22 protein-coding genes and 1 pseudogene are annotated in these 22,635 nt (G+C 60.5%); 11 read left to right on the top strand and 12 right to left on the bottom strand.

The features are described 5' to 3' along the window. Positions 1–435: 435 nt before the first annotated feature. From GA0061102_RS12165 to GA0061102_RS12135, 7 genes and pseudogenes are all read left to right on the top strand, one after another. A complete protein-coding gene (locus tag GA0061102_RS12165) occupies positions 436–1,242 on the top strand; it encodes an EF-hand domain-containing protein (RefSeq protein WP_092847290.1) in 807 nt (268 codons plus the stop codon). A 293-nt stretch (positions 1,243–1,535) separates the two neighbouring features. Continuing rightward, positions 1,536–2,153 (top strand): RNA polymerase sigma factor, encoded by a 618-nt coding sequence (locus tag GA0061102_RS12160; RefSeq protein ID WP_280949820.1) that lies wholly within the window; start codon positions 1,536–1,538, stop codon positions 2,151–2,153. Continuing rightward, positions 2,146–2,595: a hypothetical protein gene (locus GA0061102_RS12155; protein WP_092847286.1), complete on the top strand. Its 450-nt coding sequence runs from the start codon at positions 2,146–2,148 to the stop codon at positions 2,593–2,595. Before GA0061102_RS12160 ends, GA0061102_RS12155 begins: the two co-directional genes overlap by 8 nt. Beyond that, positions 2,592–3,041, top strand: a complete 450-nt coding sequence (locus GA0061102_RS12150) for a periplasmic heavy metal sensor (protein WP_092847284.1) — start codon at positions 2,592–2,594, stop codon at positions 3,039–3,041. Before GA0061102_RS12155 ends, GA0061102_RS12150 begins: the two co-directional genes overlap by 4 nt. 74 nt (positions 3,042–3,115) lie before the next feature. Then, positions 3,116–4,630, top strand: a complete 1,515-nt coding sequence (locus GA0061102_RS12145) for a DUF1800 domain-containing protein (protein WP_092847282.1) — start codon at positions 3,116–3,118, stop codon at positions 4,628–4,630. 2 nt (positions 4,631–4,632) lie between these two features. Continuing rightward, entirely contained in the window at positions 4,633–5,853 is a 1,221-nt protein-coding gene (locus tag GA0061102_RS12140) for a DUF1501 domain-containing protein (protein WP_092847280.1), read from the top strand. 32 nt (positions 5,854–5,885) lie between these two features. Further along, positions 5,886–6,161, top strand: a pseudogene (locus GA0061102_RS12135) (aldehyde dehydrogenase family protein); the annotation flags it as partial. 175 nt (positions 6,162–6,336) lie between these two features. On the opposite strand, the gene GA0061102_RS12130 reads toward GA0061102_RS12135, so the two are convergent. Further along, positions 6,337–6,582, bottom strand: a complete 246-nt coding sequence (locus GA0061102_RS12130) for an SMc00767 family acetate metabolism repressor (RefSeq protein WP_092847275.1) — start codon at positions 6,580–6,582, stop codon at positions 6,337–6,339. Between the two features lie 365 nt (positions 6,583–6,947). On the opposite strand from GA0061102_RS12130, the gene GA0061102_RS12125 reads away from it, so the two are divergent. Next, complete coding sequence (locus GA0061102_RS12125) at positions 6,948–8,360, top strand: helix-turn-helix domain-containing protein (protein ID WP_092847271.1); 1,413 nt, start codon at positions 6,948–6,950, stop codon at positions 8,358–8,360. A 139-nt stretch (positions 8,361–8,499) separates the two neighbouring features. Here GA0061102_RS12125 and GA0061102_RS12120 read toward each other — a convergent pair whose 3' ends face one another. From GA0061102_RS12120 to GA0061102_RS12075, 10 genes are all read right to left on the bottom strand, one after another. Continuing rightward, positions 8,500–10,221 carry an ABC transporter ATP-binding protein gene (locus tag GA0061102_RS12120; protein WP_092847267.1) on the bottom strand — a complete coding sequence of 574 codons (1,722 nt, stop codon included), beginning with the start codon at positions 10,219–10,221 and terminating at the stop codon, positions 8,500–8,502. Between the two features lie 219 nt (positions 10,222–10,440). Next, positions 10,441–11,403 carry a sugar kinase gene (locus GA0061102_RS12115; RefSeq protein WP_092847262.1) on the bottom strand — a complete coding sequence of 321 codons (963 nt, stop codon included), beginning with the start codon at positions 11,401–11,403 and terminating at the stop codon, positions 10,441–10,443. Further along, positions 11,400–12,458, bottom strand: coding sequence for an ABC transporter ATP-binding protein (locus GA0061102_RS12110; RefSeq protein ID WP_092847255.1), 1,059 nt, complete (start codon positions 12,456–12,458; stop codon positions 11,400–11,402). Before GA0061102_RS12110 ends, GA0061102_RS12115 begins: the two co-directional genes overlap by 4 nt. Positions 12,459–12,489: 31 nt before the next feature. Next, entirely contained in the window at positions 12,490–13,305 is an 816-nt protein-coding gene (locus GA0061102_RS12105) for a carbohydrate ABC transporter permease (RefSeq protein ID WP_092847252.1), read from the bottom strand. A gap of 1 nt (position 13,306) precedes the next feature. Continuing rightward, complete coding sequence (locus GA0061102_RS12100) at positions 13,307–14,239, bottom strand: carbohydrate ABC transporter permease (protein ID WP_092847249.1); 933 nt, start codon at positions 14,237–14,239, stop codon at positions 13,307–13,309. Then, the gene (locus tag GA0061102_RS12095; protein WP_092847247.1) at positions 14,239–15,570 is read right to left on the bottom strand and encodes an ABC transporter substrate-binding protein; all 1,332 of its coding nucleotides are present in this window, start codon (positions 15,568–15,570) and stop codon (positions 14,239–14,241) included. Before GA0061102_RS12095 ends, GA0061102_RS12100 begins: the two co-directional genes overlap by 1 nt. Before the next feature lie 60 nt (positions 15,571–15,630). Further along, positions 15,631–16,290, bottom strand: coding sequence for a GntR family transcriptional regulator (locus GA0061102_RS12090; RefSeq protein WP_092847245.1), 660 nt, complete (start codon positions 16,288–16,290; stop codon positions 15,631–15,633). A 21-nt stretch (positions 16,291–16,311) separates the two neighbouring features. Further along, positions 16,312–17,196 (bottom strand): dihydrodipicolinate synthase family protein, encoded by an 885-nt coding sequence (locus tag GA0061102_RS12085; RefSeq protein WP_092847243.1) that lies wholly within the window; start codon positions 17,194–17,196, stop codon positions 16,312–16,314. A gap of 251 nt (positions 17,197–17,447) precedes the next feature. Then, a complete protein-coding gene (locus GA0061102_RS12080; RefSeq protein ID WP_092847241.1) occupies positions 17,448–18,740 on the bottom strand; it encodes an amidohydrolase family protein in 1,293 nt (430 codons plus the stop codon). Positions 18,741–18,775: 35 nt separating this feature from the next. Next, on the bottom strand, positions 18,776–19,357 hold the full coding sequence (locus GA0061102_RS12075) for a TetR/AcrR family transcriptional regulator (RefSeq protein WP_092847239.1): 582 nt from the start codon (positions 19,355–19,357) through the stop codon (positions 18,776–18,778). Between the two features lie 69 nt (positions 19,358–19,426). On the opposite strand from GA0061102_RS12075, the gene GA0061102_RS12070 reads away from it, so the two are divergent. The 3 genes from GA0061102_RS12070 (at position 19,427) to GA0061102_RS12060 (ending at position 21,655) form a co-directional block, all read left to right on the top strand. Then, a complete protein-coding gene (locus tag GA0061102_RS12070; protein ID WP_092847237.1) occupies positions 19,427–19,858 on the top strand; it encodes a VOC family protein in 432 nt (143 codons plus the stop codon). 116 nt (positions 19,859–19,974) lie between these two features. Continuing rightward, the gene (locus GA0061102_RS12065; protein WP_092847235.1) at positions 19,975–20,181 is read left to right on the top strand and encodes a KTSC domain-containing protein; all 207 of its coding nucleotides are present in this window, start codon (positions 19,975–19,977) and stop codon (positions 20,179–20,181) included. A gap of 163 nt (positions 20,182–20,344) precedes the next feature. After that, a complete protein-coding gene (locus GA0061102_RS12060) occupies positions 20,345–21,655 on the top strand; it encodes an MFS transporter (RefSeq protein WP_092847233.1) in 1,311 nt (436 codons plus the stop codon). 210 nt (positions 21,656–21,865) lie between these two features. Here GA0061102_RS12060 and GA0061102_RS12055 read toward each other — a convergent pair whose 3' ends face one another. Further along, positions 21,866–22,537 carry a GntR family transcriptional regulator gene (locus GA0061102_RS12055; RefSeq protein WP_092847231.1) on the bottom strand — a complete coding sequence of 224 codons (672 nt, stop codon included), beginning with the start codon at positions 22,535–22,537 and terminating at the stop codon, positions 21,866–21,868. Between the last annotated feature and the right edge of the window lie 98 nt (positions 22,538–22,635).

Below are 22,635 nucleotides of genomic sequence, written 5' to 3'. Positions count from 1 at the left end.
CCGCCTCGCCGCGTCAGTGCCGGTAACCCCATACACCAGGCAACGTCAGGTGGCGAAGCGAACCCCTAAATACTCCCTAGAAATCGAGAGAGAAAATCGCAACGAGACGTATTCGTCAAGCACCTATAAGCCACGCACAAGTTTCATTCGGCAATTTCGCTGCGTTGGGAAGTGCAAAATCGAAAATGTGCAGATGCCGATAGCGCCATGATGGCGACAGGTCGCCACTGGCGATCACCGCTTCATGATTGGCCTATCCGTCAAATCCGGGCGCAACGCGGATTTGACCGCCAGCCTTCGGCAATTCCATGCGCCCATATCGATGGTCGAAGCCATGGCGGCGCTTTCGCGCGGTCGGCCTCGACGGCCTTATGTTCGATTCGTGTACGCGCGGGCTATCGCAATTCTCCTCAACGCTCCCCCCTGGAGGTCCCCATGACGAGCATTACCTCGGTCCTACCAAACAACTATTATCAGTATCTGACATCGCGTTCGACACTGTCCGCAACAGACGATTCCACATCCTTGACACTAGCGGGCGGTTCTTCGCGGGGAAACTCCTCGTCATCATCAGACGGTCAATCTCAGACCGCTGCCGCCGAGCAATTGATGGCGCAGCTGATGAATATCATTCTCAACCTGCAGGCCAGCAGCGATGGTAGCAACGACGACCCCACGTTGAACTCCGACGGCAGCTCCGTCGATCCGACGTCGAGCACGCAGCAGTCCGCGGCCGCCGCTACAGTGAGCAGCAGTCAGAGCGATAAGATCAAAGCCATGGATACCAACGGCGATGGCAAGATTAGCGAGGCGGAATTCGTTGCCGCGCGTCCCTCCAGTGTCAGCGAGGATCAAGCCCGGACGCTGTTCAAAAGCTTCGACAAGAACAAAACCGGCTCGCTGAGCGAAACGCAGTTGGCAGAGGCGATGCGTTCGGGTCGACACATGCATCATGGCGGACATATGAGCGACAAGCAGCTCTCCGACTTATTTTCCTCGATGGACACCAACGGCGACGGCAATGTGACGGAAGCGGAATTCGTAGCCGCCCGCCCGTCCGATGTCGGCGAAGATCAGGCAACGACGCTGTTCAAGAGCCTGGATACTTCAAATTCCGGATCGCTGACGCAAAGCCAGTTCGAAGCGGCTGTGAAGGCGCAGCGCCCGCAAACGCCGGATGTCGGCAACCCCTACACCGCCAATGATCAGGGGCAGACGACAAGCGATCTGCTCACGCTCTGATCGGAAGTGATCTTGGCATCTGAGCCAGCGGATGCGCCGGCAGCCTGGAGGCTAGAGGCTGGGCCTCGGTGTCCAGGCGAGCCGGCTTTTCGCATCTTCGCTGCAGCGCCATCATGCGGCAATAATTATTCGCAAATCGATGATGTGAGAGCGACGGATTTCGGCGCCTTGTGCGTTGAACCGTTGAGAACCCATGCTCGATGTCGAAGGAAAGAGACGCTGCGATCGGATTGGTACCATGCGCCGCAAGCGGCAGGTAGGCAAAGCTCTCTTGTCAACGGCAGGGAAGGGGCGTGCTATGCGAAAGTCGCACGAAACTTGGACGGTGGCGATTGTCGATGAAAAGGGATCGCGCGCCCGAGAGTGGCGACCCGGATGAGGATTTGGTGGGTCGCATCGCCGCCGGCGATGTCCCGGCAATGCGCGTTATGGTGACACGGCAGCTGCCTCGTATCCTTTCGGTGGCGACCCGCATGCTTGGCGATGCCGCCGAGGCCGAGGATGTGGCGCAGGAGACATTCCTGCGGGTGTGGCGAAACGCCGGCGGCTGGCGCCAGCGCAACGCCCGCTTCAGCACCTGGGTGCACCGTGTCGCGATCAACCTTTGCTACGATCGCCTAAGGCGGCGCAAGGACGTTCTTGCCGAACAACCGCCCGACATCGAGGATGAAGGGCCGGGACCGGATGCGGGTCTGATGAGCGAGGATGATCCCTCCCGGCGTGTGGAGCGAGCGATGCAGATGATCGCGCCCCGGCAGCGCGAGGCGATCATTCTGGTTTATTATCAGGCGCTGTCGAATGTGGAAGCGGCTGCGATCATGGATGTCAGCGTGGATGCATTGGAAAGCCTGCTGGCGCGAGGAAGGCGATCCCTGCAGGCGCTTTTGTTGAAGGAACAGAGCGATGGCTGAACATGTCGCGGGCCCGATGAGCGGCGAACGATTTGCTGAACTGGCCGATGCCTATGGCAGCGATATCGGCCGCTGGCCTCAGGCGGAGCGAGCGGCGGCGCGCGACTATGCCAGGAACAACGATGTGGGCGGCCTGCTGGAGCGGGCCGCCGATCTCGATGCGCTGCTTGATACCTATATGCCGAAAGTTGCGCTTGCCGGCTTGGATGGCCGGATCGTCGCGCAGATCGCCCGCCGATCGAAGATCCGCAATTGGTTCCGGTTCGGCTCTGCCGGCATTGGCCTTGTCGGCGTCGGGCTCGCGGGCGCTCTTGCCGGCAGCGTTGCCATCGCCGTGTTGGCGCCGAGCCTGACATCGGAAACGCCGCCCATATCCGATGGGACCAGCACCATGTTCGGCGACATCGGGCCGGACGTGACCATAACGCAGGAAAGCCAATGACAGACCGCAGTTTCCGAATACTGGTCATATCTCTGCTGGTGTTGAACACCTTCCTGATCGCAGCACTTGCAGGTGGAGGGTTGACCTGGATCCGCAATTCGCAGGCGCGTACCGCCATGATGCCCTTGGGCGGCGAGCAATTGCCGTCGTCGCAGAGAAAGGCCCTCCGGGCCGCCCTCAACGAGGCGCGCAAGGAGGAAAGGCAAACCATTCTCGATGCGCAACAGGCCAAGGTCGACGCCGCTTCCATTCTGGGGCAGCCGACACTCGATACGGAAGCGCTGTCGGCCGCTCTGGCCAGAGCCCGCAACGCCGATACTGGGTTGAGGGCCAAACTCGAGCAGCGCGCCGTCGATTTCGCGGCAACGCTTTCCTATGACGAACGCCGCGCTCTTGCCGAAAGCATGATCCGCCGCAGCGTGCCGAAAGCCGCTGTCACAAAATGATCATGCCTGCCGGGCGACAGATCGGGAAGACGACCGCGTTTAAGAAACGTGTTTGAAACAGGAGTTGGCAGGACATGGCTCAGCAATCGAATGATGTTTATGCCGCGCTCGCCCTTTCCCGCTTCGGGTTGGGAGCAGACCGTAACGGCACCGCGCCGATCGCATCGAACCCGCGCGGAGCATTGATGGAGGAAATCACGGAACGCTTCGTTCCCGTTCCGGTCGGACCGCAGCTTCAATCCACCGCTGATCTTCTCGTCTCTCTCTTTGCTTTCCAGGAGCAGCGCAAGGAGGCCAGAGAGCAGGCTGCAGCCGCCATGCAACAGGACAAGCCGATGCAAGGGCCGCAACGGCCACAGCAACCGCCTGTACAGGCCTCGGGTGCCATGGCAGCCCAGCCAAGCAATCCGGCAATGGCTGCGCCAACAGGCAAGCCGGTCGAGAAGCAGGAAAAGCCTGCAATGGCCGCAATGCCATACCTTCCGCAGCAGGTTCTGCTGGCAGAGGTCGATGCACGCTTCAACGGCACCATCCGGCAGCCCTTGATCGGCTTCGGCGAGCGGCTTGCCATGTTCTGGGCAAACCACTTCGCGGTCGCCGTCTCGAAGAGCGAGGAGGTTCATATCGTTGCCGGCGCCTTCGAGCGCGAAGCCATCCGGCCGCATGTTTTCGGGCGTTTCGCCGATATGCTGCTCGCCGTCGAGACGCACCCGGCCATGCTCGGCTATCTCGACAATCAGCAATCGATCGGGCCGAACTCCAGGGCCAACGCCAACAAGAAGCGCGGCCTCAATGAAAACCTCGCCCGCGAGACACTGGAATTGCATACGCTCGGCGTCAACGGCGGCTATACGCAGACCGATGTGACGACGCTTGCCAAGATCATCACCGGCTGGACAGTGGCGCGAGCCGAAGGCAAGCTCGGCGAACCCGGCACCTTCGTCTTCAATGCGGGCGCGCACGAGCCCGGCGACCAGACGCTGCTTGGCCTCACCTATGCCGACAATGGCGTCGGGCAGGGGCGGGAAGCGCTGCGGGATCTCGCCCGCCACCCGGCGACCGCGCAGCATATTGCCACCAAGCTTGTTCGCCATTTCGTCACCGATACGCCGCCGCCGGCGCTCGTGCAGACCGTCGCTGCGACCTTCAGCAAGACGGATGGCGATCTCTCGGCCGTCTACCGGGCGCTGATCGGCTCCGAGGAGGCCTGGGACCCGACGCTGTCAAAGGTTCGCTCCCCGCTGGAATTCATGATCGCTCTCTTACGGGCAAGCGGCGAGACGCCGAAGCCGAATGTCGTTCTCGGCGCTTTGACGGCGATGGGCCAACCCTTCTGGGCGCCCGCCGGTCCCAACGGCTTTGCCGACACCGTCGACGCCTGGGCCTCCAGCGAGAGCCTCAGCATGCGCATGGATGTCGCCAATATGATCGCGAATGCGGTACCGCCTCAGATTGATCCCCGACGTTTCGTTTCCGACAGCCTCGGACCGCTTCTTTCGAATGAGACGCTACAGGCGGTGTCGCGCGCGGAGACCCGTAATCAGGGTCTGGCAATCGCTTATCTTTCCCCCGAATTTCAAAGGCGCTGACCATGACCTGCGAACTCATGACCCCCACCCGTCGTGCCGTTCTTGGCGCTTCAAGCGCCTTGTTCGCCTGGGCCTTCATTCCGCGCTTCGCCCATGCGGCCGGCGGACGCGACCCGCGCTTCGTCACCATCATTCTGCGCGGCGCGCTCGATGGATTGACGGCCGTGCCGCCCGTCGGCGATCCAGACTATGAAGCGCTGCGGCAGCAGATCGCCATGACGACGAGCGGCCCCCAGGCGGCCTTGCCACTCGACAGCTTTTTTGCGCTGCATCCGTCGATGCTGAATTTCAACCGGCTCTATCGGGCAGGGCAGGCGGCCGTCGTGCATGCCAGCGCGACCCCCTATCGCGACCGATCTCATTTCGACGGTCAGGATGTGCTAGAATCGGGCTATGAAATGCCCGGCCGCGTCGAGTCCGGCTGGCTGAACCGGATGCTGGACGGGCTGCCGAAGGGCGACAAGGTTGCGCCGGGCGCATCGGCGATCCGCGGATTGTCCGTTGGTGCCAACGCCCCGCTGGTCATCCGCGGAAAGGCGCCGGTGCTCGGCTGGTCTCCGTCCAACCTGCAGCCGGTGAGCGACGACCTGCCGCCGCGCCTGATGGATCTTTACAATCACACTGACCCTCTTTTTGCGAAAATCCTCGCCGAGGGCATTTCGACCGGCAAGATCGCCGCCGGCCTCGACGTCAAGGCAAAAGGCGGCCCGGGCGACCCCACCGGAATGGAGCAGATGGCGAGAGGCGCTGCGCGGTTGCTCGCGCAGGATGACGGTCCCCGCGTCGCGGCATTGGCCTTCGAAGGATGGGATACGCACGCCGGCGAGGTGGACCGGCTAAACAAGCTGCTCGTCGGGCTCGACAATTCCCTGGCTGCGTTCCAGCAAGAGCTTGGTCCGGCATGGAAGGACACGGCCATCCTCGTTGCGACCGAATTCGGCCGCACGGCCCAGGTCAACGGTACGCAGGGCACCGACCACGGCACCGGAACGGCGGCCTTCCTCGCCGGCGGCGCAATCAAGGGCGGCCGGGTGATTGCCGATTGGCCCGGTCTCAAGCAGGCGCAATTGCGCGATGGCCGCGACCTTGCCGCCACGACGGATCTGCGCGCTGTGGTCAAGGGTATCGCGGTCGATCTGCTCGGCGCTTCTCCAGCCGTATTGACGCGTGATGTCTTTCCCGGATCCGATCATGTGCTGCCAATGAAGGGGCTGATCGTCTGATCGGCGCCGGGCGAAAAACCGGTCTTCCGTTTGAAGACGGCGCAGTGCGGGTTGCCAGCCACACCGAACGTGGTCTCTCGTCAGCGGTCGTCAGCAGTGACGTACAGCGGGCGTCGGCCGTCGCCGGCCGCATCCAGTCCGGCATTTGCCACATCAACGGCCCGACCTTGAACGACGAGGCACGGATGCCATTCGGCGGGGTCAAGGGCAGCGTCTGCGGCCGCTTCGGCGGCAAGGCGGCGATTGCCGAGTTCACCGATCTCAGATGGATCACCATCAAGGATCCCGCGCAGCGCTATCCCTTCTGATCAAACGAAACTGCGGCGACCAATGATTGATTGGCCGCCGCGGATTCCGCCTTCAATCGATGTGTTAGCGCAGGCAGACTGCCGTTTGCAGGCCCGAGACCTGACGGCTGGCGGGGCAAGGCCGCCCCTCTGCGCGCGGGGGGCACATCACGGAGGCAGCCGCTGAAGGTGCACCCTAGTTCGTGCGAACCGCATTGGCAACGATGACGGGGATCAGCAGGTCGCCCCAATTGCCGTTGCCGCCATGGTGGCGCGCCGAGCGAACGAGTTCAACGGAAACGCCAGCCTCGACCGCGTTCATGACCGCCTGGTTGAGGCGATGCAGCTCATTGGCCAGCATACGGATTGTAGCCTGCTGGTCGGTATTCATGGTGAGAGACTGTTCCTCTGCTCTCTCCCGAACGCGTGCTATCGATGGCATTTCATTCTCCTCCTCTTGAGCTGGATGTTACTCTGCAGCTGGCTTGAACCGAGCATGCACTGTTGCTTCACGCATGGCGGCCGTCGGTTATCACCGGCGAACCCCTATTGAAACGCCCTGCCGAGGCGTCGGAAACCAGTTTGTAAAAATCTGTCATACTGATCTCTCTATACTGTTCCGTTGAGCGTTTGGCTGACCGGGTGTGTATAACGAGTTTTACAAGAGACTCGCCCTGAGTGCCAGAAAAACCAAAAGACCTAGATAGATAAAAGGGTTATGATGTGTTATTGTTGACGGCGACCGCCAGTAAATTTGTAATTATTGTAAAAATCGACTTTCGGTGAATCCTGTAAAAGGAATGACAGATGGCTGAGCGCAAGATTTTTGCAGGACCTCGGGTTCGGCGCATCCGGACGGGTCTCGGTCTCACGCAGACGACGATGGCGCAGGCGCTGGATATATCGCCGTCCTATCTCAATCTCATCGAGCGCAATCAGCGGCCACTGACCGTGCAGCTGCTTTTGAAGCTGTCGGCGGTCTATAAGGTCGATCTCGACGAATTGCAGAGCGGGCAGGGCGGCAATGCCGGGCAATTGCGGGAAATCTTCGCCGATCCGCTGCTGGCCGGAGAGATCCCCGGCGACCAGGAATTGATCGAGCTTGCGGAGGCTGCGCCCAATGCGACGAATGGCATGATCCGGCTCTATCGGGCCTATCGGGAACAGGCGGCGAGGCTTTCCGATCTTGCCGAGCTTCTGTCCCGTGAGGGCCGGGTCGCGGAAGTGGCTGGTCCGCGTCTGCCGCTCGACGAAGTGCATGATCGGTTGCAAAGTCGAGCGAATTTCTTCGCCCGTATCGAGGATGCCGCGGAGGGCTTTCATATCCGTCTCGCACCGGGCGACGACATCGCCGGCGCGTTGAAGGCGTGGCTGAAAAGCGAGCATGGCGTTGCCGTGCGTCTGCTGCCGGTGCGCGCCATGCCGGGTTTGCGCCGCCGCTATGATCGCCATTCCATGCGGCTTTTTCTTTCCGAGCGGCTGTCGCCCTTCGACCAGCTTCGCGAGATCGCTACCGAAGTCTGCCTACTGGTCATGCGCGAAGAGATCGCCGCCGAGCTGGACGCGCTCGCTCTCTCGACGCCGGAAGCCAGGCGGATCGCCCGTTTCGAGCTGGCGCGCTATGCGTCGCATGCCCTGCTCATGCCTTACGGTGCTTATCTTTCGGCGGCGCAGCGCCTGCATTATGACATTGACGGGCTTAGCGCCCGTTTCGGTGTTTCCTTTGAGCAGGCGGCCACGCGCCTGACGACATTGCAGCGTCCTGGCGCTTCGGGCATTGCCTTCTTTCTGATGGAGATCGACGGCGCCGGCCACCGCCTGCGGAAGGTCGGGGCACAGGGTTTCCCGCAGGCCCGGTTCGGCGGCGGCTGTCCCAAGCTCAACGTTCACGCAGCCTTTGCTCAGCCGGGGCAGATACTGGCCGAGGTAACGGAAATGCCGGATGGCATGGGTTTTTTGACGGTATCGCGTACCATCGAAGGCCCGCAGGCGGATTTCGGCGAAAGGGCGCGCCGCACGGCGCTTCTCATTGGTTGCGATCTCGCCCATCGCGACGAGATCGTCTATGGCAAGGCGCTGAGCTCTATGTCGGTTGCGATCGGCCCGGCCTGTCGCCTGTGCGAGCGCCAAGGCTGTCTGGCAAGAGCCGAGCCGCCGGTTACGCGGCCGCTTGGTCTCGACGAAATGGCGACGGGTCTCAGCGTGTTCGATTTTCAATGACGTCATCCGCCGCCGCCCAAGGAGCGGCTCGGTCTGCGGGGCTGATGCTTGAGCCGCTACTCATCACACGATCTGGTTGAGCTCGATGGTCGCCGAGGCATGGCGCCTCGGCTTGGAATTACGGGCTCATACCTGCAGATCAGGCATAAAGACCGAATTGTGCATTGTGAAGTCGGGCATACGCGCCGCGGCGAGCGAGCAGCTCGTCATGCGATCCCTGTTCGATAATGCCATTGTCACCCATGACGATGATGCGATCCGCGTTGCGGATGGTCGACAGCCGATGCGCGACAACAAGCGTGGTGCGCCCCTTCGCAAGCTCTGAAAGTGCCTGCTGAATCGCGTATTCGGTCGCCGTGTCGAGTGCGGAAGTCGCCTCGTCGAGGATCAGGATCGGCGGATCCTTCAGGAAGATGCGAGCGATCGCAAGACGTTGCTTCTGCCCGCCCGAAAGCTTGACGCCGCGCTCGCCGGTCGGCGTGTCGAGCCCGCCGGGAAGGGATCGGATAAACTCGTCGAGCGAGGCGCGTTCCAGCGCCTTCATGATGTCCTCGTCGGTCGCACCCAGCTTTCCATAGGCAATATTCTCGCGAATGGTCGAGCCGAACAGGAAGACGTCCTGTTGCACGATGCCGATCTGGCTGCGCAATGACGCCTGTGTCATGTCGCGGATATCGATGCCGTCGATGGTGATGCTGCCCGACGTCACGTCATAGAAGCGTGGCAGCAGCGAGCAGACCGTCGTCTTGCCGGTGCCGGAGGCGCCGACGAAAGCGACAGTCTCGCCGGCGGCGATGATCAGAGAGAGATCCTTGAAGATCGAGTCTCGCTCGGAATAACCGAAGGCGACGCTATTATAGGCGATATCGCCCTTGAGGTGATCGACCGCGATCGCATTCGGCCGATCGGCGAGGTCCGGCTCGGTGTCGATCAGAGACAGGAAACGTTTGAAGCCTGCGATCCCCTTGGGATAGGTTTCGATCACCGACGTGATCTTGTCGATCGGCCGGAAGAAGACATTGATGAGCAGCAGGAAGCTGACGAAGCCGCCATAGCTCAGCTCTCCCGAAATCACGAACCAGGTCCCGGCCATCATGACGACGAGCTGCACCAGGCGCGTGCTGAAATAGCTGAGCGCGATGCCGGCGGTCATATAGGCATAGCCGTCCAGCTTGGTCGCCTTGTAATCTTCGTTGTCGCTGGCAAACAGCTGGCTTTCGTATCTCTCGTTGGCGAAGGCCTTGACCACCCGGATGCCGCCGACGGTTTCCTGCATCCGCGTGTTGAAGTTGCCGACCTTGCCGAACAGGCTGCGCGAGTTCAGCGTCATCTTGGAGCCGTAGCGGCTGACCAGCCATGTCATGAACGGCACGATTGTCGTCGTCAGCAGCGCGAGCTTCCAATGGACGCTGAACATCAGCAGGAAGGCGCCGATGAAGGTCATGATCGCGATGAACAGGTCCTCGGGGCCATGGTGGGCAATCTCGCCGACCTCCTCGAGATCCTTGGTGACGTGAGTAATGAGGTGGCCGGTGCGGTTGTTGTCGAAATAGCGGAAAGAGAGCTTCTGGATATGGTCGAAGGCCTGACGGCGCATGTCGGACTCGATCGAGATGCCGAGCGCATGGCCCCAATAGTTGACGATGGCCGAAAGGCCAGTGTTCAGCGCATAGACGACAAGCAGCAGCGCCGCCGTCGCAAAGATCAGAGCCCAGTCGCGGCTCGGCAGCAATTCATCGACGAAAAGCTTGACTGCAAGAGGGAAGCCGAGTTCCAGCAGGCCCGCGAGCACGGCGCAGCCGAAATCGAGGAAAAACAGCTTTTTATAGCGCGCATAATAGGAGAAGAAACGACGAAGCATGAATGCCCTCCATGGGCACAGAAGAGGATGTCGGTAGACGAGAATGGACTGGACAGCAGCCCCATTCGGCATTGCCGTTCAGCGTCAATTGGTGCTGAAATTTCTCATCTGGCGATCCTCCTGCTTGAGTCGCGCAGTTTTTATAATCCAGGCGTGCATCGGTGTCACCCCTCATAAACAACGGATGGCCGATGGGGTGCCGGGATTTGAATGCGCTGCCTATGCCAGGCTTGGCGCGTCATGCATGCCGAGGCGTGCGATGACCTCGGCGCGTGTCGGCGCCCCCGATCGGCCTCCAAACACCTCGCACTTCATTGCGGCGGCGACGGAAGAGAGCTGGATGGCGTCTGCGGGCATCTTGCCTTCGGCAATGGCGAGAGCAAAGGCACCGTGGAAGATGTCTCCGGCTGCCAGCGTGTCGACGGCTTTGACGGCAATTGTCGGGCTATGCCGGATGCTGTCGCTTTGATCGTCGAACCAGAAGCTGCCGGCCGCACCCGCCGTCACGCAGATGAAGGAATGGTTGAATCTTCGCTTCAACAAGCGCGCCATCTCAGTGAAATCTTCGGCTCCGGTAAGGCGCTGCGCGGCAGGTTCGGAAAATACGATATGAGTGGCTTCCGGCGCCAGTTGCTCGATGATGCCATCCGGCGCCACATCGCCGTCGAGGACGGCCGGCTTGCCCAAGCCTCGTGCCGTTCGCAGAACCTCGAGCGCCAGTGACGGCCAGCGCACATCAACGAGCACGGCGTCGAAAATGGCGATATCTTCCGGCGTGAGCGCCTTGTTGCTGTGATGCAGTTTGGGATCGTAGAAGGGAACGATCAGCCTTTCACCGTGGTCGTCCACGAGGATTGTCGAGACCGCCGAGCGAGCACCGTCGACGCGCAGCATGCCGTCGGTGAAGATGCCGGCGTCAGCAAGCTCACGGATGATCCGTTCGCCGGTCTCGTCGTGGCCGACAGCACCCCAGAGGCTTGTCCGGCCTCCAAGCCGCGCGACGGCATAGGCAGCACTCGATGCCATGCCCTCGGCTATCTGCAGCATCTCGTAGGGCAGAACCTTACCCTCACCGGATGGCAACGTGTGAACTCGAAACAGCGTGTCGAGAACCGCTGCCCCTACGCAGAGGACATGCTTAGGAGCGCCCGCCGGCGGATCGAAAACCGAACAGGAGGTCAAAGCCGCTTTCCGCTTGCCTTGTCGAACAGGTGGATGCTCGTCGGATCGATTGCGATATCGATCTGGTCGCCGAAGCGGATGTTCAGACGCTCGCGGAACAGGCAGGAGATCTCTTCGCCGTGGCAGTCGAGCTTGGCGTAGATTTCCGATCCTGTACCTTCGACCATGCCGACACGCCCGGAAATGCCTGTTGTTGAAACGCGGATGTGTTCGGGGCGTATGCCGTAGACCAGCGGTCGCCCGCCATACTCCGTGGTGTTGGAGCCCTTCGGCAGCGGCAAGATGAAGCCCTTGTCGCTCCGAAAGACGCCTTCTTCGATCCTGCCGTCGACGAAGTTCATCGAGGGCGAGCCGATGAAACCGGCGACGAAGAGGTTAGCGGGGCGATCGTAGAGGTCGAGAGGTGTGCCGACTTGTTCGATCAGACCGCCGTGAAGCACGACGATCTTGTCGGCCATGGTCATCGCCTCGACCTGGTCGTGCGTCACGTAGATCGTCGTCGTGCCGATGCGCTGATGCATCGATTTGATCTCGCCACGCATCTGCACGCGCAGCTTGGCGTCGAGATTGGACAGCGGCTCGTCGAACAGGAAGACCTGCGGATCGCGCACAAGGGCGCGGCCCATTGCGACACGCTGGCGCTGGCCACCGGAAAGTTGGCGAGGCAGGCGATCCAGTAGGTTTTCCAGGCCGAGGATGGCGGCCGCCTTCTGTACCTTAGTGGCAATCTCAGCCGAACTCGCCTTTTTCAGCTTCAGTGCGAAGCCCATGTTTTCCGCGACGGTCATATGCGGATAGAGCGCGTAGTTCTGAAACACCATGGCGATGTCGCGATCGCGTGCCGGCAGATGGCTGACTTCGCGGCGACCGATGTGGATTTCGCCGTCGCTGACTTCTTCGAGCCCGGCGATCATGCGCAGCAGCGTGGACTTGCCACACCCCGAAGGGCCGACTAGCACCACGAATTCGCCGTCGGCGATATCGACGCTGATGTCGTGAATGACTTTCACCTGGCCGTAGCGCTTCTGGATGTTTTGTATGTTTACCGGTGCCATGAATGTGGTCCTGTCGGAAAGGTGAGGTGCGTCATTTGACGGCGCCGGCGGTCAGGCCGGCGATGATCTGCCGCTGCGCAAACATCGTCAGCACGAGAACCGGCAGAGTCACGATCAAGGCGGCCGCCGCTAGCGGCCCCCAGCTCACCTGTTCGAAGGAGAGCATGTTGTAGACGGCGACCGGCAGCGTGCGGGTCTCGCGGCTGGCAAGTACGATGCCGAAGACGAAGTTGTTCCAGGAGAAGATGACGGAGAGAATGAAGGCAACGACGATGCCGGGGCGCGCGATCGGCAGGGCGACGAGGCGAAAGACCTGCCACGGCGTCGCGCCATCGATGCTTGCGGCCTCCTCCAGCTCCATCGGGGTCGTTTCGAAATAACCGATCATGATCCAGACGACGATCGGTACCGTCACGACGAGATGGATGATGATCTGCGGCCAGAGCGTTCCCAAAAGATTGAGCCATTGGAACAACAGGAACAGCGGAATGAGGAAGGAGAGGCCTGGCGTCATGCGGGCGATCATGATGACGATCGCCGATTTTTCCGCCTTCATACGCGCAATGCCATAGCCTGCCGGCACGCCGATTATGAGGGCAAGCAGGGTAGCCGCACCCGTCACGAGGATCGAGTTCCAGAAATACAGGAAGAAATTGTTTTCCTGGAAAACGTTGACGTAGTTCGTCCAGGCAATGCGATCCGGAATGAGGATCGGCGGATAGGCGCCGTTGTCGATCTCGTATTTCAGCGAAAGCGAGATCATCCAGAGGAAAAACAGCACAACGGGCGAAACGATGACTAGGGCCACGAACAACAGGCCGATGCGGTTGAGTGTCGAACGCTTCATCTCAGTGTCCCTCCGCGTCGGTCCATCGCGTGTGCTGCCGCATCATCAGGAGGATGAAGGAGAGCGCGACGATGAGGATGAAGAACACCACTGCCATGGCCGAGCCATAGCCGATGTCGTAATAGGAAAACGCGGTGTTGTAGAGGTAGATATTGATCGTCTCGGACGCCGTCCCCGGGCCGCCCTGCGTCATCGCATAGATGATGTCGAAGCTCTTGATCGCGTCGATGCCGCGAATGATGACCGCAATCATCAGGAAGGGTGAGATCATCGGCAGCGTCAGATAGCGGAACTTCTGCCAGGCGTTGGCGCCGTCGATTTCGGCGCTTTCATAGGGTTCGCGCGGCACCGAGGCGAGGCCGCCGAGCACGATCAGCATGACCAGCGGCGTCCACTGCCAGACCTCGACGAGGACGAGTGACGGGATGACGCTGTTTTGGTTGTAGATCCATTCCTGCGGCCCGATGCCCACCAGCGACAGCAGGTAGTTCAGCACGCCGAGCTGCGGGTGGAACATCATGGTCCAGACGAGCGCCACGGCAACCGGCGTCGCCATCATCGGCATGACGAAGACGCCGCGCAGAAAGCCGCGCAGCGGGAAATTGGCATCGAAGATGAGAGCGGCCAGCGTCCCGAAGATCAGCGGGCCGACGACGGACAACACAGTATAGAGAACCGTATGCCATAGCGATTCCCAGAAGCGCGCGTCGGTTGCCAGCCGGACGTAGTTGTCCCAGCCGATGAAGCTCTGCGACTGGCCGAGCGTCCATTTGTTCACGCTCATCCACAGGGTGAAGACCCAGGGGAAAACGATGACGGCGGCGATGACGATCAGTGCCGGAACGACAAAAGGCCAGTAGTTGGGAGCAAGCCTTTTCGGCTTCCTCCTTCCTTCGGTCACCGCTCTGGTCTCTTCGATGCTCACGGAGGCCATTATCCCTCGCTTCGCGCCAGCACCGGTGCGAACTGCGCCGTTGCGTTTTTGAGTTCGCTCGCCGGATCTGCGCCGCCGATCATGTTCGTCAAGCCGACGCCATAGATGTCGCGGAATTCCGTGACCGGGATGATGACGGGCAGAGCAAGCTGGGAGACCTTGGCGGAGCCGGCGACAGCATCCAGCCAGGCGGCCGGCATCTTGACGCCCTCGCGAACCTTCTTGTCCTCCAGAATGGACTGGCGGAAAGGAACGCCGGCGCCGGCCTGCAGCAGGCGCGCACCCATGTCATGCGAGATCGCCCATTGGCAGAAGAGGTAAGCCGCTTCCTTCTTCTGGCTGGCGGCCGTCACGCCGATGCCATCGCCGGTGGTCGCTGCAGCCTGTGCGTTCGGTCCCTTCGGCATGATGCCGTAGCCGACCTGGCCGACAACGCGGGATTTTTCCGGGTTTTCGATCGGCGGCGCGAAGCCGACGCCATCGAGCCACATGCCGATTTTGCCCTGCAGGAAGGCCGACTGCGCTTCGGCCCAGTTGAAGCCGGAAATGCCGGGAGGTGCCGATTTCGTCATCAGGCGCTGATAGAGCTTCGCAGCATCCACAGCGCCTTGCGACTCGGTCTGCAGCTTGCCGTCGGCCGAAAGCGGCGTTGCGCCATAGCCGAGCATCAAGGTTGTCCAGACCGGCGTGTTGGCGTTCTTCAGGCCGCGGGCGACGAAGCCGTAAGTGTTGGTCGACTTGTCGGTCAGCGCCTCGGCGGCCTTGGCCATATCTTCGAAGGTTTCCGGATAGGCAAGGCCCTTCTTTTCGAACAGGGTCTTATTCCAGTAGACGATCCAGTAATCGACCGAGAAGGGCAGGGAGCGCATGACGCCTGCCGAGTCCTTGGCGAACTTCAAGCCTGCTTCGGCAAAATCGCTCTCCGTCAGCGACGGATCGGTGAGCGACGGATCCTTCATGAAGCCGCTGATATCGGCGAGCCAGCCACCCTTTTCGAACTGGCGCTTCTGAACGTGATAGCTCAGATGCACGACGTCGAAGCTGGGCTTGCCTGAGCTGAGCTCGATCGTGGTCTTCTGGCGCTGCTGCTGCTCCGGCGTCGCCTCGGCGTTGACCTTGATACCCGTCAGCGCTTCGAACTCGCTCAAATATTTGAGGATCGTTTCGCTGCGCGGGCTCTTGACCAGGTTGACTTCGAGCGTCGTGCCGGAAAAGCGCTTCCAGTCGACGGCCGCCGACGCGGTGCGGACGCCCAGAAGGCTTGCCGCGCCAAGTGCGGCCGTGCCAGCCATGAAGCCGCGACGTGTCGGATTGAAAAATGACGATGACATCCTGTTCCTCCTCCTTTGGCCGAAAATCTCCTCATTCGCGGCCGCGTTATTCAAAGCTCTTCAAATCTTCAATGCGCGGTCTCGTGCTCCACCGATATGGGATACGAGAGCGGTAACGGCCTCATCGGCCGATCGACGCTGAATGGCCTCGAGCACTTTCAAATGCTCTTCCATCACGGGTCCGACATGGCCGTTGATGCGGAACCTGTCCTGACTGATCAGCCGCATCTTGATGGAATTGACCCGATAGGCATTCGAAATGATGGTATTTCCCAGCGCGTCGATAAAGGCGTCGTGCATGCCCCAGTCCACCGATTGCGCATGCAGCTCCAGTTCCTGCGAACTGTCGCCGGCGCGGATGGCATCGGCGATATCGCGATGATCTTTCAACAGCTTGGCGATCGTCTCGTCGGATGCCGAGTAGGTGAACAGCGCCACCGCTTCCTTCTCTAGAAAAAGGCGAAGCTGGAACGCTTCGCGGATCAGGTCCAGATCGATATGGGCGATCTGCAACCCGCGCTGCGGAACCGTTTTGATCAGCCCTTCGGCCTCCAGGCGAGGGATCAGCTCGCGGATCGCTCCGAGCGTCAGTCCCGTCAGCTCGACGAGCCGTCGTTGTGAGATGAACTGGCCCGGGCGAACGTCGCGCGCCAAAAGATGACGCGTGAAGCTCTCGTAAGCCTTCTCTCTCAACGTCGGCTGTTCGCCTGGTCCGTCCATCGGCAGCTCCGGGCTGTTCGCTTAGGCTGCCTTGGCGCGAAACAACGCGCTGAAAGCAGCAAAGAGCTTGTCAGAATCTTGCCTGTTCATTGACACGAGCGGCGGGCGTACAGCAAGCCAGCTTTCATCATTTGTCAGGCGGGCAAGGATCGCCTTGATGGATGGAATGACAGGGTAGTTTAACAGCTCGCCCACAAAGCGCTCGACCTTGGTGTCGTCGTCGCCCTGTTCCGCCATGGCCTGCACTTCGCGGGGAAGCAGGTTTGCCATGCCGGAGATCGCGCCTTGTCCGCCGAGGCGAACGCCGCGTGCCAGATGGCGCTCGTCGCCGATCAGAATGATGAGATCGCCATGCGTCTTTAAGAGCGTTTCCGTATAGGGCCAGTCACCGGAGGAGTCCTTGACGCCGACGACGACATCCGGAAATGCGGCGCGCAGGCGACCGACGAGAGAAACGGAGAGCGGCACCATCGTTACGGACGGGATATTGTAGACGATCACGTCACGGGCGTGGGCGCCGAGCATGGTGAAGACGGCAGCGAACCATTTGAAGAGGCCATCGTCGCTGACGTTCTTGAAATAGGAAGGCGGCGCCAGAAGGATGTTGCGAACGCCTTTGGCGAGCGCCTGGCCAGCTTGAGCGGCAGCATCCTCGGCGGCATCGACGAGTACGCCCATGACGATCTGTGAGGGAGCGATGCCCGCCGCGATCAACGCTGCCAGGACCTGTTGGCGCTCCTGCATGCCGATCGAGGCACCTTCTCCCGTGGTGCCGAAAAGCGTGACGCTCTTGCAGCCATTGGCAAGGCAATGCTTAGCCTGTTCGATGACGCCCGGGATGGCAATCTCACCGTCGGTGTCAAAAGGCGTTGCCAGTGCGGCCGACAGGCCAAAATTCTCTTTCATCCGATCCTCCCGATCTTATAAGATCAGTGCGTATCACGCTGACATGTTAGTTGTAAAGCGAAGTTTCGATCAGTCGTTGTTCGCAATGTCCGACCTGTGGATGAAGCATGTGGCGGCGACCTGACATGCGCCGCCATCGGCCGCGCAAGTCGCTCCGCGGCTTGACTGCCATTCGAATTACCTGGCTTGCTCCGCAGAAGGCGCTTGTTTGGCACACGCCTCGATAGCGTCCTGATGGAGCAGCTACTTCCTCACGAGCCGACAGGCACGTAGTCCAGCCCGCCATCGATCTGTGAAGGCCTGCCATCGAGGAAGAGTTCGCCGATGCGCGGCGCGGACCGGGCGATGACTTTGCCACCTTTGATGACGGCGAGACGATTGGGTTTGAGGCGCAAAGCCTCCTGCGCATCGACGGCCTGCAATATGACGAGATCGGCATTGCAGCCCTTTTCCAGCCCGTATCCTTCAAGCCCAAGCGTTCGGGCAGAGTTGATGGTGAGCGCGTCGAAGATCTTCTTCTTGTCTTCGATGCCGGCCATCTGAGCGACATGGATGGCCATGTGGCCGACTTCGAGCATGTCGCCCGAGCCCATCGAATACCAGGGGTCCATCACGCAATCATGGCCGAAGGAAACGTTGAGCCCGGCGTCCAGCAGCTCGCGCACCCGCGTCATGCCGCGCCGCTTCGGGTAGGTGTCGTGCCGGCCCTGCAGCATGATGTTGATCAGTGGATTGGGAATGACATTGATCCGAGCTTCTGCCATCAGCGGGATGAGCTTGGAGACATAGTAGTTGTCCATCGAGTGCATCGACGTCAGGTGCGAACCGGCAACGCGACCCTGCAGCCCGAAGCGGATGGTTTCGGCCGCCAGCGTCTCGATGTGGCGCGACATCGGATCGTCGGTCTCGTCGCAATGCATATCGACGGGAAGACCACGATCGGCGGCGATCGTGCAAAGCGCTTCCACCGAGGCTCTGCCTTCATCCATGGTGCGCTCGAAATGCGGGATGCCGCCGACGATGTCGACGCCCATATCGAGGGCGCGGGTAAGCGACGCCACGCCATCCTTAGCCCGGTAATAGCCATCCTGGGGGAAGGCGACGAGCTGCACGTCGATATAGGGTTTGACCCGATCCTTGACCTCAAGAAGAGCCTCGACCGTCACCAGCTTCGGGTCGGACGTATCGACATGGCTGCGAATGAAAAGAAGTCCTTGCGTTACGGCGAGATCGCAATAGCGCAACGCACGCTCGACAAGCTCTTCCTTCGTGACGATCGGACGCAGCTCTCCCCAGAGCGCGATGCCTTCGAGAAGAGTGCCGGAGACGTTCATGCGCGGCAGACCGAGCGACAGGGTCGCGTCCATGTGAAAGTGCGGATCGACGAAGGGCGGACTAGCCAGCCGATTGGTGGCGTCAATTTCCTCCTTCCCTGCCGCCGTGATCAAGGCTTCCACGGCGGCGATCTTGCCATCCTTGATCGCGATATCGATGCCCTTGCGGCCATCGGGCAGGTTGGCATTGCGAATGATCAGATCGAACATGAAGGCTCCTCGGAATTCTGCCTGGGTATGACGGCTCAGCCTGCAATGCGTTCGATCATATGCGCAATAGCCGCGCGATAGCGATCTGCATCGCCGCCGGCATCGACGGCGAGGGCGGCACGATCGAATGCGGCTGAAAGAATATCGGCGAGCGCTTCGATGGCCGTGTCTGGCCCGCGGCCATGGCTGAGCGCTGCTGCCAGCCCGTGCTTCAGGCTGAGTGTGGTGGTTTCCTCGTCCAGCTGCTTCATTTCGAGGAAACCCAGTACGGTCGGTCCTTCGATGAGCAGAAGCCGGGTGCGGCCGACGATCCGCATGGCATCGAGATAGGCGTTGCTCCCGGCCACCAGCGCTTCGAGCGGCGTAAATTGCTCCGGTATCGCTTGTTCGATGGCCCGCGTCACCGCAAGGGCTTCGTCTCTGACGACGGCGCGAAAGAGCGCGCGCTTGTCCTCGAAATGGTGATAGAGCGCCCCGCGCGTAATGCCGGCCGCGGCGACGATCTCCGGCGTCGAGGTCTCGGCATAACCTTTGTCCACAAACAACGCCCGCGCAGCCGCGATGAGTGCGGCTTTGGTCTTTTCGGTTCTGTCCCGATTGGAGCGATAGTCTTGCATGCATGCAGCCTGTATGTTATTTCGAAAAATACAGACAGACTGTATGTTGTTTTGAGGGAGAAGTGAAGCATGAAGGTGACGAGCTATTATCCGGTCATCATGACGGAACGCGTGAAAGAGACCGCAGCCTTCTACATCGGGCATTTCGGCTTTCAGGAAAACTTCGCGAGCGACTGGTACGTGCATCTGCAATCGGCTGAGGACAGCGGCATCAATCTCGCCATTCTGGACGGCCGGCACGAGACGATCCCTGAACAGGGGCGGGGCAAGGTGGCTGGGCTATTGCTCAATTTCGAGGTGGACGATGTCGATGCCGTCCATGACCGTCTGCGAGAAGCCGGTCTGCCCATTCTGCTTGCCATTCGCGACGAGGCTTTCGGTCAGCGACATTTCATTACCGCCGATCCAAACGGCGTGCTGATCGACATCATCAAGCCGATTCCGCCGAGCGCGGAATTCGCAGCCCTTTATGCCGACGACGCCTTGCCGAAGGACCGGTAAGCTATTGAGCGGCAATCGATAAAATCCACCGATACAACTGTATCTTTCATTAACTAGGTCACTTCACCCATCTTTTGGTTTTCTATGCGAAAAGCCGGATGAAAGAGAGGTGACCCATGCAAGAACTTCAGGTTTCATCGAAAATCATCAAATCCGTCTTCTTCAGCTCGGACGACGGACGGCTTTACATCCGCTTCAAGAACGGCGAGGAGCGCCAGTTCACCGGCGTACCGCAGAAGGCAGCGCTGGCCATGGTCAAGGCGTCTTCGCCCGGTCAGCACTATATCGAACACATCCGCACTCAGTTCGAACGCGTCGCGTAAGGTGCGAGGTTAAAAGCTCCCAACCCGATGCGGGAGAGGGCCTGCTCGTTTGCCGTCGACCGCGGACCCGATGGGCGAGATGAGCTTTGTAAGTCAATGCATTGATAACAGCCGAGTTGCGCTATCTATATCAATCTGAACCATCTTTCTGGGAGGACGATGCGTGGTTGATGAAAAGCAGCTTATCTCGAAGATCACCTGGCGGCTCATGCCGTTCCTGGGGATCCTTTATCTAATTGCCTATATCGACCGCCAGAATGTCAGCTACGCGAAGCTGGAAATGGTCGGCGATCTTGGCATGAGCGAATATGCCTATGGTCTTGGCGCTTCGCTGTTCTTCATCGGCTATTTCATCTTCGAAGTGCCGAGCAACCTGCTTCTCGACAGGTTCGGCGCCAGCAAATGGTTCGCGCGTATTCTCGTGTCCTGGGGGATCGTCACTGTCGCGCTCGCCTATACGCAGAATGCGACGATGTTCTATATCCTGCGCTTCCTGCTCGGCGCTTGCGAGGCGGGCTTCTTTCCGGGCGTACTCTATCTGCTGACCCTCTGGTATCCTTCTGCCTATCGCGGCACCATGGTCGGCCTTTTCATGATCTTCAGTGCCTTCGCCAATGCGATCGCTGCGCCGCTTGGAGGCGCCCTCCTGGATCTGAATGGCCTTTACGGCATGGCAGGATGGCAATGGGTCTTCCTCGTCACCGGCGGGCCAGCGATCATTGCCGGCATTGTCACGCTGCTCTATCTGCCCGATCTGCCATCGAAGGCGACCTTCCTCAGCGATATGGAAAAGACCTGGATCAAAGACCGGCTCGCCGCAGAAAATTCGAGCATGGAGCAGAATGCTTCCGATGGCTTCCGCGCCTTGATCAATCCGCGCGTGCTGCTGATGGCGCTTTGCTATATCGGCTTTCCGCTGGCCGCCTACGGGCTCAGCTATTGGCTGCCGACCATCGTCAAGAATTTCGGCGTCAGCAACACCACGAATGGCTTCCTGAACATCATTCCCTGGCTGCTCGTCGCCGTTGCGCTCTACGCTGTACCAGCGGCGGCGGATAAGGCGACTTCCAAGACGCCGTTCATCGTCATCCCCGCCCTTCTCGGCGCCGTGTGCCTTGTTCTGTCCGCCATCATCCCCGACCATACCTTGCAGTTTGCCTTCCTGTGCATTGCAGCCGCCGGCATCTTCGCAGGCCAGCCGGTCTTCTGGAGCCTGCCCTCGCGCTTCCTCCAGGGTGCCGGGGCGGCGGCCGGTCTCGCCGCCATCAATTCCGTCGGCAATCTCGGTGGCTTCATCGCCCAGAACGTCGTTCCATGGATCAAGGATTCGACCGGTAGCACGATCGCGCCGATGTTTTTCCTGGCCGCATGCCTCCTGGCGGCGGCTCTTTTGGTTCTCGTGGTCGGGCGCATGGTGCCGAGCGCGCCGGTGGCGGCGGATCCCGGCCCCTCGGGTGCTGCACGCGTGAAATGATCGTGGCTGGGTGCCAGGTCACGAAAAGTGATGAGACCGCCGTGCGCGTGGCGGAGAAGGATCGCGAGGAATGTCTTGTGCTGCTGCACGGCTGGCGGCGGAGCGCGAGCGATCTCTCCTCGAGCCGACAGGCGGCATCGGCGGCACTGATGTCTTTGTGAACCAACTTATCGGCGCCGAAAGATCTTGCTTCGGCGCCGCCGTCGGCGGTCATTCAACTCCGGGTGCTGCTTTGCTCGTGTTCGACTGGGGTGATCTAACGCCCGGCTCATCCACGTTTCGCTCCAGTCCGCGAATGTGGGCACCAAGCAAGTTTACCGCCCGGTTGATGTCGCGCCGTCGAAGCGCGCTGACGATCTGCCGGTGAGCATAGCTGGAATCCGGTTGCAGGTCCGTGGAGCGGGCTGCCGAGAAGATGATGCGGGAATTTGCAAGTTGGAGGTCGTCCAACATGGACAGCAGTCTCGGCATTTTGCAGGGCGCAACCAGCGATCTGTGAAAGGTGCGATTTGCCTTTTCCCATTCGGTCATGGTTTTCGCCTGCTCTCCCTCGGCGAGTGCCTGCTCGATTTTTTCATAGCTCGCCGCATTCAACCGGGGGGCCGCCAGCCTGAGGGCCAGCGTTTCCAGGGCGGCGCGGATTTCTACGATCTCCCGGATCGATGCGGGGTCCAGCGGAGCAACCCGCATGCCTCGGCGCGGTTCGCTCGTCGCCAAGCCTTGGGCGCGCAAGAGCTGGAGAGCTTCGCGAGCCGGGACGTGGCTCGCCTCGAATTCCTCGGCGATCCGATCTTGGCGGAGAGGGGTTCCGGGAAGGAGTTCGCCCGAGACGATACGTTCTCCGATGACGTGGGCAATGCGTTCTGCGACCGTTTCTGCCATGCCTCTATCCTAGATAATCTATGATAATACCGCTTGATCTCAATTGCGAGATGCCAATAACCTCGAAGGTGGCAGCATAATTATAGATTATCTATTAT

It is taken from the genome of Martinezella miluonensis (assembly GCF_900094545.1).
Lineage (GTDB): Bacteria > Pseudomonadota > Alphaproteobacteria > Rhizobiales > Rhizobiaceae > Rhizobium > Rhizobium miluonense.
The sequence above is the reverse complement of the archived record's forward strand: the minus strand, read 5'-3'. Positions and strand labels throughout refer to the sequence as shown.

Excerpts from the sequence above, each read along its gene's own strand:
- GA0061102_RS12165 (WP_092847290.1), top strand. The coding sequence starts at position 436 with ATGACGAGCATTACCTCGGTCCTACCAAACAACTATTATCAGTATCTG.
- GA0061102_RS12155 (WP_092847286.1), top strand. The coding sequence starts at position 2,146 with ATGGCTGAACATGTCGCGGGCCCGATGAGCGGCGAACGATTTGCTGAA.
- GA0061102_RS12150 (WP_092847284.1), top strand. The coding sequence starts at position 2,592 with ATGACAGACCGCAGTTTCCGAATACTGGTCATATCTCTGCTGGTGTTG.
- GA0061102_RS12145 (WP_092847282.1), top strand. The coding sequence starts at position 3,116 with ATGGCTCAGCAATCGAATGATGTTTATGCCGCGCTCGCCCTTTCCCGC.
- GA0061102_RS12140 (WP_092847280.1), top strand. The coding sequence starts at position 4,633 with ATGACCTGCGAACTCATGACCCCCACCCGTCGTGCCGTTCTTGGCGCT.
- GA0061102_RS12130 (WP_092847275.1), bottom strand. The coding sequence starts at position 6,582 with ATGCCATCGATAGCACGCGTTCGGGAGAGAGCAGAGGAACAGTCTCTC.
- GA0061102_RS12125 (WP_092847271.1), top strand. The coding sequence starts at position 6,948 with ATGGCTGAGCGCAAGATTTTTGCAGGACCTCGGGTTCGGCGCATCCGG.
- GA0061102_RS12120 (WP_092847267.1), bottom strand. The coding sequence starts at position 10,221 with ATGCTTCGTCGTTTCTTCTCCTATTATGCGCGCTATAAAAAGCTGTTT.
- GA0061102_RS12110 (WP_092847255.1), bottom strand. The coding sequence starts at position 12,458 with ATGGCACCGGTAAACATACAAAACATCCAGAAGCGCTACGGCCAGGTG.
- GA0061102_RS12105 (WP_092847252.1), bottom strand. The coding sequence starts at position 13,305 with ATGAAGCGTTCGACACTCAACCGCATCGGCCTGTTGTTCGTGGCCCTA.
- GA0061102_RS12100 (WP_092847249.1), bottom strand. The coding sequence starts at position 14,239 with ATGGCCTCCGTGAGCATCGAAGAGACCAGAGCGGTGACCGAAGGAAGG.
- GA0061102_RS12095 (WP_092847247.1), bottom strand. The coding sequence starts at position 15,570 with ATGTCATCGTCATTTTTCAATCCGACACGTCGCGGCTTCATGGCTGGC.
- GA0061102_RS12090 (WP_092847245.1), bottom strand. The coding sequence starts at position 16,290 with ATGGACGGACCAGGCGAACAGCCGACGTTGAGAGAGAAGGCTTACGAG.
- GA0061102_RS12085 (WP_092847243.1), bottom strand. The coding sequence starts at position 17,196 with ATGAAAGAGAATTTTGGCCTGTCGGCCGCACTGGCAACGCCTTTTGAC.
- GA0061102_RS12080 (WP_092847241.1), bottom strand. The coding sequence starts at position 18,740 with ATGTTCGATCTGATCATTCGCAATGCCAACCTGCCCGATGGCCGCAAG.
- GA0061102_RS12075 (WP_092847239.1), bottom strand. The coding sequence starts at position 19,357 with ATGCAAGACTATCGCTCCAATCGGGACAGAACCGAAAAGACCAAAGCC.
- GA0061102_RS12070 (WP_092847237.1), top strand. The coding sequence starts at position 19,427 with ATGAAGGTGACGAGCTATTATCCGGTCATCATGACGGAACGCGTGAAA.
- GA0061102_RS12065 (WP_092847235.1), top strand. The coding sequence starts at position 19,975 with ATGCAAGAACTTCAGGTTTCATCGAAAATCATCAAATCCGTCTTCTTC.
- GA0061102_RS12055 (WP_092847231.1), bottom strand. The coding sequence starts at position 22,537 with ATGGCAGAAACGGTCGCAGAACGCATTGCCCACGTCATCGGAGAACGT.